Annotated in this window: 14 protein-coding genes; 9 read left to right on the forward strand and 5 right to left on the reverse strand. The window is 68.6% G+C overall.

Annotated features, from left to right (window positions below):
• Positions 1-8: 8 nt before the first annotated feature.
• From I8E28_RS05240 to I8E28_RS05280, 9 genes are all read left to right on the forward strand, one after another.
• The gene (locus tag I8E28_RS05240) at positions 9-2,075 is read left to right on the forward strand and encodes a FecR family protein (protein ID WP_200786952.1); all 2,067 of its coding nucleotides are present in this window, start codon (positions 9-11) and stop codon (positions 2,073-2,075) included.
• Positions 2,076-2,636: 561 nt separating this feature from the next.
• A complete protein-coding gene (locus I8E28_RS05245; protein ID WP_200786953.1) occupies positions 2,637-3,851 on the forward strand; it encodes an ABC transporter substrate-binding protein in 1,215 nt (404 codons plus the stop codon).
• A gap of 12 nt (positions 3,852-3,863) precedes the next feature.
• Positions 3,864-4,760: a branched-chain amino acid ABC transporter permease gene (locus I8E28_RS05250; RefSeq protein WP_239027183.1), complete on the forward strand. Its 897-nt coding sequence runs from the start codon at positions 3,864-3,866 to the stop codon at positions 4,758-4,760.
• Positions 4,757-5,704, forward strand: coding sequence for a branched-chain amino acid ABC transporter permease (locus I8E28_RS05255; RefSeq protein ID WP_338050725.1), 948 nt, complete (start codon positions 4,757-4,759; stop codon positions 5,702-5,704). Before I8E28_RS05250 ends, I8E28_RS05255 begins: the two co-directional genes overlap by 4 nt.
• Complete coding sequence (locus I8E28_RS05260; protein ID WP_200786954.1) at positions 5,701-6,453, forward strand: ABC transporter ATP-binding protein; 753 nt, start codon at positions 5,701-5,703, stop codon at positions 6,451-6,453. The genes I8E28_RS05255 and I8E28_RS05260 overlap by 4 nt, the downstream gene beginning before the upstream one ends.
• Positions 6,450-7,184: an ABC transporter ATP-binding protein gene (locus I8E28_RS05265; RefSeq protein ID WP_200786955.1), complete on the forward strand. Its 735-nt coding sequence runs from the start codon at positions 6,450-6,452 to the stop codon at positions 7,182-7,184. Before I8E28_RS05260 ends, I8E28_RS05265 begins: the two co-directional genes overlap by 4 nt.
• A 137-nt stretch (positions 7,185-7,321) precedes the next feature.
• Entirely contained in the window at positions 7,322-7,852 is a 531-nt protein-coding gene (locus I8E28_RS05270) for a histidine kinase (protein WP_200786956.1), read from the forward strand.
• 2 nt (positions 7,853-7,854) lie between these two features.
• Positions 7,855-8,358 (forward strand): ureidoglycolate lyase, encoded by a 504-nt coding sequence (locus tag I8E28_RS05275; protein WP_338050726.1) that lies wholly within the window; start codon positions 7,855-7,857, stop codon positions 8,356-8,358.
• Positions 8,359-8,558: 200 nt separating this feature from the next.
• Positions 8,559-8,966, forward strand: a complete 408-nt coding sequence (locus tag I8E28_RS05280) for a VOC family protein (protein ID WP_200786957.1) — start codon at positions 8,559-8,561, stop codon at positions 8,964-8,966.
• Positions 8,967-9,074: 108 nt separating this feature from the next.
• Here the strand turns inward: I8E28_RS05280 and I8E28_RS05285 are convergent, their stop codons facing one another.
• The 5 genes from I8E28_RS05285 to I8E28_RS05305 all read right to left on the reverse strand — a co-directional run bounded on the left by I8E28_RS05285 (position 9,075) and on the right by I8E28_RS05305 (position 14,305).
• Positions 9,075-9,746 carry a c-type cytochrome gene (locus I8E28_RS05285; RefSeq protein WP_200786958.1) on the reverse strand — a complete coding sequence of 224 codons (672 nt, stop codon included), beginning with the start codon at positions 9,744-9,746 and terminating at the stop codon, positions 9,075-9,077.
• A 2-nt stretch (positions 9,747-9,748) separates the two neighbouring features.
• Positions 9,749-11,011, reverse strand: coding sequence for a PQQ-dependent sugar dehydrogenase (locus tag I8E28_RS05290; protein ID WP_239027184.1), 1,263 nt, complete (start codon positions 11,009-11,011; stop codon positions 9,749-9,751).
• A 101-nt stretch (positions 11,012-11,112) separates the two neighbouring features.
• On the reverse strand, positions 11,113-12,345 hold the full coding sequence (locus I8E28_RS05295; protein ID WP_200786959.1) for a DUF3443 family protein: 1,233 nt from the start codon (positions 12,343-12,345) through the stop codon (positions 11,113-11,115).
• Complete coding sequence (locus I8E28_RS05300; protein ID WP_200786960.1) at positions 12,342-12,752, reverse strand: DUF2844 domain-containing protein; 411 nt, start codon at positions 12,750-12,752, stop codon at positions 12,342-12,344. The genes I8E28_RS05295 and I8E28_RS05300 overlap by 4 nt, the downstream gene beginning before the upstream one ends.
• A 260-nt stretch (positions 12,753-13,012) precedes the next feature.
• Positions 13,013-14,305, reverse strand: a complete 1,293-nt coding sequence (locus I8E28_RS05305; protein WP_200786961.1) for a M20/M25/M40 family metallo-hydrolase — start codon at positions 14,303-14,305, stop codon at positions 13,013-13,015.
• Between the last annotated feature and the right edge of the window lie 103 nt (positions 14,306-14,408).

A 14,408-nucleotide genomic window follows, 5' to 3' on the forward strand; every position in this document is an offset into this window, starting at 1 on the left:
AGTTCCCCATGCGGTCCCTCATCACGCTGCTCCTGGCGCTCGCCACCTTCGTGCCCGGGCTGGCTTCGGCCCAGGAAGCCGCCGGGCGCGTCATCGCCGCCAACGGCGCGGTCACCATCGAACGCAACCTCGTCACCGTGCCGGCCAACGTCGGCGATCCCATCCAGTCCGGCGACGTGCTGAACGTGGGCACCGGCGGCACCGCGCAGTTGCGCTTCACCGACGACTCCATCGTCGCCCTCGGGCCGGACTCGCGGTTCCAGGTGGCCGAGTACGCGTACGACGGGGTGGCCGCCACCGCGCAGCGCGTGGCGATGTCGCTGCTCAAGGGCGGCTTGCGCACGGTCACGGGCCAGATCGGCAAGATCAACAACAGCGGCTACAAGCTCACCACCGCGACGGCCACCATCGGCATCCGCGGCACCGGCTTCACGGTCTGCCAGGACTGCACCACGCTGCAGGGCGAGTTCCTGCCCGGCACCAGCGTCGCGTTCAGCGAAGGCGCGGGCGTGCTCACCACGCAAGCGGGCGAACTGCCCCTGGTCGCCGGCCAGTCCGCGTACGCGCGCGATGCCGCCTTGCCGCCGGTGCGCACCACCACCTTCCCGCAACTGCGCCAGCAGGCCAGCGCCAGGCCGTCGACCACGACGCGCACGGCCAGTGCCGGCAGCGACACGGGGGCCGCGCTGTCGACGGCCGTCGCGGCGGGCTCGGGTGACAGCAGCACCGGCAGCGCGAGCACGGCAACCGGCACCACCGCGAGCGCTGCGAGCGCCGCCACCGGCGACAGCGCCGCCATCGTCGTCGCCAGCGCACCGGTGACCACCTTCGCCACGTCCGCTGCGCCGGCCTTCCAGGTCACGAGCACGCCCGTCGTCGACACGCTGCTGGCGCCGACGGCCGGCACGGCGTACTACCGCCTTGCGGGCCCGATGAACTTCCAGGTGTCCTGCTCGCCGGGTCCGTGCCCGACGGTCATCGAAGGCGACCTGACGATCGGCGTCAACTACACCGTCAAGCGCGCGACGGCGCAGGCCGTCTTCAAGCTGTCGGACGGCGGCGTCTTCAACGTCGCCATCCCCATCCAGCTGAGCGGCGCGCCGGTTTCGATCGTCGGCAACCAGGTCACCTTCAGCGGCACCTACAACCTGTCCGACTTCCCGCAGAACGCCGGCTCGTTCGCGTGCAACGACTGCAGCCCGTCGGGCACGCCGGGCTTCGTCAACCAGCTGTCGTTGTCCGGCACCATCTCGGGGTCGCAGGCCACGCTCTCCGTCAGCCTGGCGACGCCCGACGGCGGCAGCGGCAGCTTCACGGCGCCGCTCACGCAGCAGGACCCGCCGAACAACACGGCGGCCGCCCTCATCGTGCCCACGCTGGGCGGCGGCGCCAGTGCGCGGTCGTCCTCCTACTGGGGCGCCAAGGCCGATGCGTCCGGGCGTCTCACCGAATTCGGCCTCGAGCTGGGTGCGGTGCGGGGCTCGGCCGGCGGTGCCACCAACACCATCGTCGGCTCGGCACCGGAAGCCGGCAACCTGGTGTGGGGACGTTGGACCAACGGCACGACGGCGGCAACCAAGGCGACCTTCACCGACTCGCAATACAACACGTTCCAGCCGGGCAACAACTCGCAGCAGCCGTGGATCACCGGCGATGCGTCGCCGTTCCTGCCGGCGTCGCTCGGCGTGTTGAACTTCAACCTGGCCGGGTCCGTGCTGACGCCTAATGCCGTCCTCAACAGCGCCACGCTGCAGGCCGACATGGTCAACCGCACGCTGTCGCTGAACATGAACGTCTCGGCGTCGCCCAGCCCGAGCGGTACCAACGTGTACCAGATGAGTGGCTCCACCGGCTTCAGCCCGACCTCGAACCGCTTCTCCGCCGGCTTCAACTCGGTGACGTGCTCGGGGCCGTGCAACCTGGGCGTCGGCACGCCGAACGGCTCGTACGGCGGCTTCTTCGCCGGCCCGAATGCCGAAGGCGCGGGCGTCGCGTTCACGGCCGGCTTCGGCCCGAGCGCCGGCGCCAATGGCGTGGGCAACGGGGTCTCGGGCGTGGCGGGGTTCAAGCGCTAATCCCGTCATTCCCGCGCGCCCTCCCGTCATTCCCGCGAAGGCGGGAATCCACCGCTTCCCTCTTCCTCCACAGCCGAGTGAAAGCGATGGGTCCCCGCCTCCGCGGGACGACGGAGGAGGGCCCGTCATCCGCACCGTCCCGTCATTCCCGCGAAGGCGGGAATCCACCGCCTCCCTCTTTCTCCACAGCCGAGTGAAAGCGGTGGGTCCCCGCCTTCGCGGGGACCACGGAGGAGGGCCCGTCGTCCGCACCGTCCCGTCATTCCCGCGAAGGCGGGAATCCATCGCTTCCGTCTTCCTTCACTGCCGAGTGAAATGGTCCCCGCCTTCGCGGGGGCGACGAAGTGGGCTTGTCATTGCGGGCTTGACCCGCAGTCCACACAAAGGCGCGCAGCGCCGCACGGGAATTCTCCGCAGCACAGCAATGCGCCATACGGGGTGTTAGCAAGCTAAAAGCATTCCGATTGCTTTCCGCCAACGGGTTTTCACCGACCGCCAATGGCTACACGCCTTGGCACCAGCCCGCTAAATTCGCCCGGTGACCAACGAGGACTGACCACCATGGACATCCGGACCCTGCGCACGCTCATCGCCATCGGCACCGCACTGGCGACGTTCCCGGCCTTAGCCGCCGATCCCCCCATCCTCATCGGCGCGAGCATCACGCAATCGCCGCCCGGGTCCGTCGTGCAGGGCACGCAGGTCAAGGACGGGATGGAAATCCTCAAGGACATGGTCAACGCCAAGGGCGGCATCCTCGGGCGGCAGGTCAAGGTCCTGTACGAGGACAACCAGGGCATCCCGGAGAAGGGCCGCGCGGCCACCGAGAAGCTGATCACCAACGACAAGGTCGTCGCGCTCGCCGGCGGCCACCAGAGCTCGGTGTGCCTGGCCGAGATCGAGGTCGCGCACCGCTACAAGGTGCCGTACGTCAACACCAACTGCTGGTCCGACGACGTGCGCAAGCGCGGCTACCCCGAGGTGTTCAACACCTCGCCGTACAACACGCTGGTGTCGTCGTCGATGGCGACCACGCTGGCCGCGATGGGCGTGAAGAAGGTCGTCGCCTTCGCCGAGAACACCGACTACGGCATCGGCCAGGCCAAGCTCACGGGCGAGCTGCTCAAGCAGAAGGCGCCCAACATCGACTACAAGTACGAGACGCTGGACCGCTCCAGCAAGGACTTCACCGCGGTGATGCTCCCGCTGCGCGCCAACCCGCCCGACGTCATCGTCATGTCGATGCTGCCGCCCGCAGCCTACATCGTGATGAACCAGGCGTACGAGCAGGGCGTCGCACCCTCGGCCAAGACGCTGCTGTACGACGGTGGCGGCCTGGTCGACTACCCGGACTTCTGGCAGAACGTGAAGGAAGGCGGCAAGCACCTGCTGTCCTTCGCGCTGTACCACCCCGCCATGCCGCAGACGCAGCTGGCCAAGGACATCGCGGCCGAATACAAGAAGCGCACCGGCGCCGACATCAACCGCCTGGTGCTGCAGGCCGCCGACTCGCTGCACCTGGTGCTCGAAGGCATCAAGAGCGCCAAGAGCACCGAGCCGGACAAGCTGGCGCAGGCGATGCGCACGATGAAGTTCGACAGCCTGCGCGGCGTGAGCAACTTCTCGACCAAGGAAGGCTTCGGCTACCAGCAGTGGCTGGACATCCCGTACGTCAACTACGAGGTCACGGAGATCAAGCAGCCGGTCGGCCAGACCGTGATGCTGCAGGCGCCCGGCCAGAAGTTCGACACGAGCAAGATCGTCCGTCCCAAGTGATCGCCGCGTAGTTTGCTGCTTCTCTCGCTCGACCTGCTCGCCAACGGGCTGATCTACGGCTGCTTCTATGCGCTGATGGCCGTGGGCCTGGCCATGATCTTCGGCGTGCTGAAGATCGTGAACTTCGCCCACGGCGAGTTCTTCATGGTCGGCGCGTACACGTACGTGCTGGTCGCCCTGAAGTTCGAAGTCTCCCCTTGGATCGCGCTGCCCTGCGCGGCGCTGGCCGGCGCCGCGCTCGGCTGGATCGTCGAACGCCTGCTGATGCGCCCGCTGTACCGGGGCTATGCCAGCTGGGGCTTCATGAAGGACGAGTACGCGGTCGTCGTCACCTTCGGGCTGTCGCTGCTGCTGATCAACCTGGTCGACAAGATCGTCGGGCCGTACTCGTACAAGGGGCCCTCGCTCATCGAGACCAGCCGCTTCGCGCTCGGTCCCGTGATGCTCACGGGCCAGAAGGCAATCGCCGCAGTCGTCGCGCTGTTGATCATGGGCGGGCTGGCCGTGTTCCTGAAGCGGTCGGTCTGGGGCAAGCAGATCCAGGCGGTGGCGCAGAACCGCCTGGGCGCGTCGCTCGCGGGCATCGACGCCACGCGCACGACGGCGCTGATCTTCGCCATCTCCGGCATGCTGGCCGCGCTGTCGGGCGCGCTGCTGGCGCCGATGGTCAACCCGTCGCCCGACGTCGGCGCGTTCCCGGCGATCAAGTCGTACGTGATCGTGGTGCTCGGCGGCATGGGCTCGGTGTGGGGCGCGATGCTGGCCGCGATGATCCTGGGCGTCAGCGAGGCGTTCTTCTCGGTCTACGGCTCGTACGACTACCGTGATGCGTTCGGCCTCGCCATCCTCGTGCTGGTGCTGCTGCTGCGCCCGCAAGGCCTGTTCGGCGAGAAAGGGCGCGAGCTGTGATCGGTCCCGGACCGCTGTGGCGCGACCGGCTCGCGTTCGACATGCGCATCGCCGTGCTCGTGTGCGTGGTGCTCGCCGTGCTGCCGCTGGTGGTGCAGGGGCCGTACGCGCAGGGCATCATCCTGGTGAGTGTTTATTTCGCGATCCTGTCGCTGGCGTGGAATGCGCTCGCCGGCTACACCGGCCAGTTCTCGCTGGCGCCCGCCGCATTCGCGATGCTGGGCGGCTACACGACGGCGCTGCTGGACTTCTACCTGAAGGTGCCGCTGTTCATCGGCATCCCGGCCGCGATCATTTCCACCGCGTTGTTCGGCCTGGTCCTGGGCAAGCTGGTGCTCAGGTTGAGTGGCCCGTACCTGTCGCTGACGACGCTGGCCTTCGCCGAGATCGCGCGCGTGGTCGTCGGCAACTCGCACGAATTCACGCGTGGCGACCAGGGCATGCACGTCGCGACGCTGACGGACAGCCGCCTCGGCTACTACTACATCTTCCTCGCCGCGCTGGTGGTGGTGCTGGTGCTGCTGTACGCGATGCTGCGCAGCAAGCTGGGCCGCTTCATGACCGCGGTGCGTGACGACCCGGTGGGCGCCGAAAGCCGCGGCATCAACGTCGTGCGCGTGAAGATGATCGTCTTCTGCATCTCGTGCGCGCTGTGCGGGTTGGCGGGGTCGCTGTACGGCACCTTCAGCCAGCTGGTGAGCCCGGAACTGGGGTTGCTGCAGCAGACCGGCCTGGTGCTGTCGATGGTGGTGATCGGCGGCATGGCCTCGCTCACCGGCTCCATCGTCGGCGCGCTGCTGGTGTACCTGGGCTCCGAGTGGTTGCGCAGCTTCGGCAACTGGCAGGTGATCGTGTTCGCGCTGCTGGTGATCCTGTTCGCGCGCTACGTGCCGGGCGGGCTGTGGGGCCTGATGCTGGACCGGCTGAAGGGCAAGCGCGCATGAGCCTGCTCACCATCCGCAATCTGTCGAAGGCATTCGGCGGCGTCGCCGCCGTCAACGACGTGAGCTTCGAGGTGCGCCAGGGCGAGATCCTCGGCCTGATCGGCCCCAACGGCTCCGGCAAGACCACGGTCCTGAACATGCTCTCGGGCTTCCTGCCCGCCGACGCCGGCCAGGTGACGATGCAGGACCGCGACATCACGTCGATGCGTCCGGACAAGCTGGCGCAGCAGGGCGTGCTGCGCATGTTCCAGATGACGCGCGTGTTCACGCGCACCAGCGCGTTGGACAACCTGCTCACCGCCGGCATGGCGCGCGGCCTCGCGGAAGCCGAAGCCATGAAGCGCGCGCAGTCGTTGATCGAGGAGCTCACGCTCGGCCCGGTGCAGCACCTGGACGCGGGCCAGTTGTCGGGCGGCCAGCGCAAGCTGCTCGAGTTCGGCATGTGCTTCATCGAGCCGCCGGTCATCGCGATGCTGGACGAGCCGTTCGCGGCCGTGCACCCGGTGATGCGCGAGGTGATGGCCAAGTTCATCCGCGCCCGCCATGAGCAGGGTGCGACGTTCCTGCTGGTGAGCCACGACATGCCGGTGGTGGTCGATTTGTGCGACCGCGCCGTGTGCATGAACGCCGGCAAGGTCATCGCGTCCGGCGCCACGCGCGACGTGCTGAGCAACCACGACGTGATCGAGGCGTACCTGGGCGAGACGCATGCGGGCGACGAGTCGCTCGCGTACGGGGACCACGCATGAGCGGGCCCTTGCTCGAGATGCGCGGCGTCACCGCCGGCTACGCGCAGGACATCGATGTGCTGCGCGAGATTTCGCTGCGCGTCGACGCCGGGCAGGTCACCGGGCTGATCGGCCTGAACGGCGCCGGCAAGTCGACCCTGGTGAAGACGATCTGCGGCTTCCTCGCGCCGAAGTCCGGCAGTGTCACCTTCGAAGGCAACGACGTCTCCGGCGTCGCGCCGCACAAGCTGATCGACCTGGGCATCTGCTGCATCCCGCAGGAGTCGAGCCTGTTCCCGTATCTGTCCGTCGAGGACAACCTCACGCTGCCCCTGCTGGGCCGCCGCGCGAAGTTCGGCAGCGTGCTGAAGCAGCGCCTGGACGACGTGTACGCGCAGTTCCCGGCGCTGCACGAGAAGCGCTCGCAGGCGGCCGGCAGTTTGTCGGGCGGCCAGCAGAAGCAGCTGGAGTTCGGCAAGGCCTGGCTGCAGCAGCCCAAGCTGTGCCTGGTCGACGAACCCAGCATCGGTTTATCGCCGCGCATCTCGGAGGAAGTGTTCACCTGGATCGAGAAGTTCGCGTCGTCCGGCATGGGCATCCTCTTGATCGACCACAACGTGCGACGCGTGGTGCGCATGTCCGATCGCGTGTGCGTGCTGAGCTTGGGGCGAATCACCGCCGAAGGTGCGTCGTCCGAGTTCCAGGGGGATCTGCACCGGCAGGTGCAGGAGTGGCTGGGGCTGGATTTTTGACGTCGTCCCCGCGAAGCCGGGGACCCATCGCTTCCATCTGCGGACCTCGATGAAGGCGGAAGCGGTGGATTCCGGCCTCCGCGGGAATGACGGGAACCGCCCCACCTCAACAGCCTCCCTCGCTAAGATGGTTCGCCATGTCCCGCCCCGACACCCCCACCACCGCCCCCGACGAACTGGATCGGCAAGTGGCGCAGCTGCTCGGCGCACCGGGTGATCCGCTGAAGGATCCGGACGCGATCAAGGCGCTGGGCTTGCTGCGCGACCGCATCGGCCAGGATGTGATCTTCGTGTCGCGCTTCGACGGCGGCCACCGCATCATCGAGCTGGTCGAGGAAGCGCCCGGCCACACGGTGCTCCGCAACGGCGACGAGGCGCCGCTGGAAGAGACCTGGTGCTACAGCGTCGCCACCGGCCGCATGCCCGAGTTCGTGCTCGACGCGCGCGAGTGGATCGAGTCCGGCGCCGTGCCGCAGGTCGACATCCAGATCGGCACGCACATCAGCACGCCGATCACGCTGGCCAATGGCGCGGTCTACGGGATGCTGTGCGCGTTCAGCGAAGAAGTGCAGTCCAGCGCCACTCCGAACGACCTCGCGCGGCTGCGGCTCGCGGCGCAGTGGCTGGGCGAGCGCCTGTCGCAAGCGCCGGCGGGCACCGAGAACTGACGGTGGGTCAGCACTGGCTCACGGTGGAACCGCTGGAGGCGCGAGCGTTCGCGCCCTTCGGCGACGTCATCGAAGCCGGCCGCGGCGCCGCGCCCCGCACGATCAACGAAGGATTCGCGCAGCGTTTCGACGCGCTGGCTCGCCTCGATGTGGGCCGCGACGGCGGACAGGCGATGCTGAGCCTGTTTCGCGCCAAGCCGAGGCCGATGCCGTTCCAGCTGCGGCTGGTCGAACGGCACCTGCGCGGCAGCCAAGCGTTCATCCCATATCCGCCGCAGCGGTTCCTGGTGGTCATCGCGCCTCCCGGGCCCGCGCCCACGCGGGAGCAGTTGCGCTGCTTCATGGCGAGTGAAGGGCAGGGCGTGAACTACGCCGCCGGCACCTGGCACCACCCCCTGATCGCGCTCGATGACGGCGGCGATTTCCTCGTGATCGACCGGCACGCGGACGATGACGATTGCGAGGAGCACTCGCTGCTCGAAGCGGGTGTTTGGGTGAAGGCGTAGCTTCGTGAAAGCGATGGGTCCCCGCCTCCGCGGGGACGACGGGGCCTTCGTCATTCCCGCGAGACCAGGCTCTGCCCCCGCGAAGGCGGGAGCGGGACTCCATCGCTTCCGTCTTCTCCGCCTTGTCGATTTCGCCCCCACTCATTCGTCATAGGGACAGGACCGCAGCCGCGGCCCCGACCCAACCCGAGGATGAGCCCATGACCAAGACGATCTTCATCAGCCTGCCGGTGCGCGACCTGCAGGCGTCCGTCGCCTTCTACAAGGCGCTGGGGTTCGAGCCGAATCCCAAGCTCAGCGACGGCACCGGCGCCGCGATGAGCTGGAGCGAGGCGATCCAGGTGATGCTGGTCTCGCTGCCGCGCTGGCGCACGTTCACCGACAAGCCGCTGCCGCCGGCGGGCACGGCGGGGCACATGCTGTCGCTGGCGATCGACAGCCGCGAGGCGGTCGATGCGATGCAGGCCGCCGCCGCGGCGCATGGCGGGCGCGCCGATGCCAACCCGGCCGAGGACCACGGCTTCATGTATTCGCGCGACCTGGCCGACCCGGACGGCCACCTGTGGGCGACGGTGTGGATGGATCCGGCGGGTTCACAGCAGGCGTAGCCGTCATTCCCGCGAAGGCGGGAATCCACCGCTTCCGCCTTCATCACAGCGCATCATGGAAGCGATGGGTCCCCGCCTCCGCGGGGACGACGAGGCAGGTCAGCTTGGTCACTTGGCTGGCGCAGCGGGTGTGAACCGCGACGCGTAGTACGCCAGCGTGTCCAGGTCCTCCACCGGCACCTGGCTCACCGCGGAAACCATCGCCTGCGTGTACGCGGGCCGGGTGCCGTCCTTGAAGCCGCGCAGGCTGGCGCGCAGGTAGTCCTCCTTCTGGCCGCCGATGCGCGGCACCTGCTGGCCGCCGTCGAGCGCGGCGCCGTGGCAGAAGACGCACTTGTGCTGCTCGGCCAGCGCCTTGCCCTTGGCCATGCGGGCCGCATCGACGTCGGCCGCCGGCGGCGGAGGCACCGGAGGCAGAGTGCCGATGTGGTCGGCGAAGCCACGCATGTCGTCGTCGGTGAGCGTCTTGCCGACGGCCGTCATCGCTTCGTTGTTGCGCCGGCCTTCGCGAAACAGGAACAGCTGCGTGATCGCGTACAGCGACGGCTGGCCGGCGAGCACCGGCACGCCGGCCATGTCGCTGCGCCCGTTGGCGCCGTGGCAGGCCGCGCACTGCGCCGCGAAGCGCTGCGCGTAGTCCACCTTCGCCGGCGCGGCCTTCGCCGCCGGCGCGCTGGCCTTCTTCGCGGCGGGCTTCGACTGCGCACCGGCCGATGGCGGCAGAGACGCCACCGCCAGCGCCGCGAGGCAAGCCGCAATGGCCGCGGCCCAGATGCGCATCGTCACTTTCCGGTGTAGCTGATGCGGTAGATGGCGCCGGCGTGGTCGTCGCTGACCAGCAGCGAGCCGTCCTTCATCACCAGGAAGTCGACCGGCCGCCCGAGGTAGCTGTTGTTCTCGACGAAGCCCGTCATGAACGTCTCCAGCTTCGCACCGCCCTTGCCGTCGGGGATGGCGACCTGGATGTCGGCGTACTTCTTGGTGCGGTTCCACGGGCCGTGGCGCGCGATGAACATCGCGCCGCGGTACTTCGCCGGGAACATCTTGCCCTGGTAGAAGGTCAGGCCCAGCGAGCCGGCATGCGGGCCCAGCAGCGCGGCGGGCTTGGCGTAATCGGCGCACGACTTGCCCCAGCCGAACTCGGGGTCGGGGATGCTGCCCTGGTGGCAGAACGGGTAGCCGAAGTGGAGCTTCCCGAACTGGGCCTTGGGCACGCGATTGAGTTCGTCGTTCGGCAGCTCCTCGCTCAACCAGTCGCGCCCGTTGTCGGTGAACCAGAGGTCGCCCGTCTTCGGGTCGAAGTCGAAGCCCACCGTGTTGCGCACGCCGGAGGCGATGGTCTCGACGTTGCTGCCATCGAGGTTCATGCGGTAGATCTTCGCGTACTCGCCCGGGTCGCAGATGTTGCATGGCGCGCCGATGTTGAAGTACAGCTTGTCGTCCTTGATGCGGAAGTACTTCCAGCTGTGGTCGGTGCCGCCGGGCAGCTTGTCGTACAGCACCTTGGGCTCGCCCAGCTTGTCCAGGTTGTCCTCGACGTTGTCGTAGCGCATGAGCTTGGTGTTGGTGCCCACGTACAGGCTGCCCTTGTGGAACGCGATGCCCGTGGCCAGCGGCATGTTGTCGATGATCACCTTGGGCTTGCGCTCACCCTGCTCGGCAATTGCATAGACCTTGTTCGCCACGAACAGCGAGCTGACGAAGATGTTGCCCTTGGCGCCCTGGCGCAGCTCGCGCGCGTCGAGCACGCCCGAGGCCCAGGTCTCGGCCTTGAAGCCCGGTGGCAGCTTGAACTTGCTGGTGGGCAGCTTGTCGGGCGCGGTGGGAATCGGGAACGCGGGGACGGGCGCCATCTTCTGCGCCTCGTCGCTCTTCGGCCGGCCCTTGGCCCAGCCGGGTTCCTCGGTGCTCGCGGTGGCGCCGGGCGGGGTGCCGGACGCCGGGACGGCCGGCGTGCCGGCGGGCAGCGGTTGCGCGGGGGCGGGCGAGCCCACGCACGCCAGCACCGCGAACGCGATGCCGGCCTGGATCTTCTTCATCGCCATGTCTGTCTCCTTTGCCCCGGAGGGGCGAACCATTGTGGTCAGGTGGAATGAAGCTGCGCAACTGTCAGGATTTGCGCCGCACGGTAGAGCTCCCTGTCGCTTCAGAAAGCCCAGAACGGCCCGTTGCCCGCCGGTGTCGGCGCATCCTTGATCGCCACGAACACGGTGCGGCCGAAGAAGAACGGCAGGCCCCACAGCGTCTCGTTCTCCCACGGCGCGGCGATCGTCGCCGCTGCGGCGCCCCACGTGGGCGCGCTCTCGACCGTGAAACTCATCGCCTGCTCCACGCCCGCTGGTGATCGCAGCCGCACGTCGAGCGCAGTCGGCTGCGCGGGGCAGAACAGCTCGCCGCACTTGGGCAGCTCGGTGTCGGGGAACAGCAGCGCGTTGCTGCCGCTGTCGATGTACGCGGGCAGGCTGCGGCCCTTCAGCGTCACGCTGACCTGGCCGCTGCGATCGGGCGCCAGCAGGCGTGCGCTGCCCAGCTGGTTGTTGGCATCGGTGCCGATGCCCAGCACCAGCGCACCGCCGACGGTCGCCGCGCCGCCCTGCGGCACCTGCTGCAACATCAGCGCGACGCCGTTGTTGTGCGCGGCCAGCAGCGTCACCGGGTTCGTCACCTGCGACGCGAGCGGGACCGTCGCCGGCGCGCAGCCCGACGCACCGCAGCCGTAGTACATCGCCGGCGCGGCGCTGGTGACGCAGGACGAGCCGCAGTCCTGGCGCGACATGCCCACGCCCAGGATGCCTTTGGCGTCGAGGCGATTCGCGAGATTAGCGCCGGCGCTCGAGCAACCGGAAGGGATCGTGGCGAAGCGCGCATCGGTGTCGGCCATCACGTGCACCGGCATGGAGGCGATGCGTTGCCCCGCCAACTGCACGTCGGCGCGCCGCACCGATCCCCAGGTGAAGCCGCCGAGGAACTTCATGCACTGCGCCGCAGCGCTGCCATCGGTGGTCGCGGCTTCCGGCAACGCCAGTGTCGCAGGCAAGGCGCTCGCATTCAGGCGCAGGCCTGCCGACGCGGTGTCGACGATCACGTGGTCGATGTCCGCGCAGGTACCGCCCGGCACGCAGACGGTGACCGTCACGAACGGCGCGTTGAAGGCGGTGCCGCGGATGCCGCGATCGACCACCACCGGCAGCACGTTGGCCGCGGCGGTGGGCGTCGGGCCGAAGCCCGTGGGTGCATTGGTCGGGGCCGACAACGGTGCGACGCCCGCAAAGACGGGTTCCACTGTCTTCGTTGCGGACCCGCCGCCACCGCCGCCGCCGCACGCGGCGAGCACGAGTGCGCAGGCGATCGACACGCCGACGCGTAGCAGGCGCTTCATGGCAGGTCCCTCGGGTCGAACGAGGCGGGCAGCCGTCCCGGCAGCCAGGCGCGGCCCGTGAAGGCGCCGGCCCCGCCACCGGAGGCGATCACCACGTCGCGCGTGCGCACGACGATCGGCGCGTGCAGGCTGCTGCGTGACTGGGCATCGACCAGCGCCAGGTAGTGCTGGCCCAGCATCGCCTGCAGCTCCGGCAGGTAGGGGCCGGACCACGCGACCGCGAACACGATGCCGCGGCGGTCGATGTAGTGCACCACGCGCGTGCCCGACGGCAGCACCTGCACCGCCTGCGTGTACGGTGCCCGCGACTTCGCGCCCAGCGTGGGTGGCCGCTGCTCCTGCACCGAACCCCACGCGGGCGCGGCGAGCAGCGTGAGGCAGACGAACAGCGTGCACCTTGTCGGCATAGGAGCCTCCCTGCCGGCGCGTCGTGCAGGACCGCGCCGTTTGCAGGGATGGTGCGCCGGGCCGCGCTGGCTCAGCAGGGACAGATGTCCTGCTGGGCGGCAGCAGGTGTCATGGGATCTGTGCGGCGGCGCACTTTTCGTCATTCCCGCGAAGGCGGGAATCCACCGCTCCCGCGTGCAGTGCCGCTTCCGCTTTCATCGGGTGTTGAAGGGAAGCGATGGGTCCCCGCCTCCGCGGGGACGACGGAGTGAGCGCTCGTTCAGCGCTTCAACACACCCTTGCCGATATCCATGACCAGCCGCGTCACCAGGTACAGCCGCGGCTCGATCGAATCGATCAGCACGTACTCGGCATCGTTCGAATGCGCGCCGAAGCCTTGCAGGCCGAAGCGCTCGACGACACCGGCCTTGCCCGGAATGCCCGCGAACGCGGCGTCGGTCCCACCACCGGAAACCTGGTCGTCGGCCGCCAGCTTGCGACCCAGCTCCCCGTAGACGGCCTGCGCGTGCTTGGCCAGTGCCAGCGAGCCGGGGTTGGCTTCCAGCGGCGGGCGGCGACGCTCGAACTGGATCTCCACCTTGGCATCGGGCACCAGCTGCTTCTTCACGCGCTCCTGCACCGTCTTCTCGATGCGGTCGAAGTCGGCGATCTTGATCACGCGGACGTCGGCGGTCGCGGTGGCGTCGGCCGGGATCACGTTGCGGTTGGTGCCGGACTGCGAGATGGTCCAGTTCATCTTGAGGCCGGTGCTCGGGTCCGACAGGTCGCGCAGCTGCAGCACCTGGTGCGACAGCTCGTACAGCGCGTTGATGCCCTGCTCGGGCGCGGCGCCGGCGTGCGAGGCCTTGCCCTTGACGCGCAGGTTGAACGAGCCGATGCCGGCGGTGGCCAGCGACAGCTTGTCTTCCTTGATGCTGGTGCCCTCGTGCGACAGCACGAAGTCGTGCTCGGCGGCCAGCTTCTGGAACATGGCGCGCGAGCCGGGCGAGCTGATCTCCTCGTCGCCGTTGACCAGCACCGTGACGGTGTCGTAGTCCTTGAAGCCCAGGTCCTTGAGCATCGTCATCACGTGCAGGATGACCGCGACGCCCTGCTTGTCGTCGGCGATGCCCAGGCCGTACGCCTTGTCGCCCTCGATGCGGAACGGCTGCTTGGCCAGCATGCCCTTGAGGTACACGGTGTCCATGTGGGCGATCAGCATGACCTTGCCCTTGCCGGTGCCCTTGAAGGTGGCGCGCACCATGCGCCCCAGCTTGTCGGGCGTGTCGCCCATCTTGTAGACGTCGGGGCTGGCGGGGCTGCCCGGCTCGATCAACTCCACCTGCGCGCCCAGCGCGCGGAACTTGCCGGCGATCAGGTCCGACAGCTTGTCCAGGCCTTCGCGGTCGCGGCTGCCCGACTCGATGTTGACGAAGTCGCGCAGGTCGTCGAGGAAGGGCTGCTTGTGCTGCGTGGCGAGCGCGGCGATGCGGTCGTCGCGCTGGGCGGCCGTGGCGGGCGCGCTGGCGAGGAAGGACGCGGCGAGGAGCAGGGCGAGGGGAGTGAGGCGCATGTCTGGTCTGCGTTGGGATGGAGCGGGGATCGTAGCGCGGGCGATGGTTGCGCGGCGCCGGTTCTGAAGGAGTTGTCATTCCGGCGGAAGCCGGAATCCATCG

Source organism: Ramlibacter algicola (assembly GCF_016641735.1).
GTDB classification, from domain to species: Bacteria; Pseudomonadota; Gammaproteobacteria; order Burkholderiales; family Burkholderiaceae_C; genus Ramlibacter; species Ramlibacter algicola.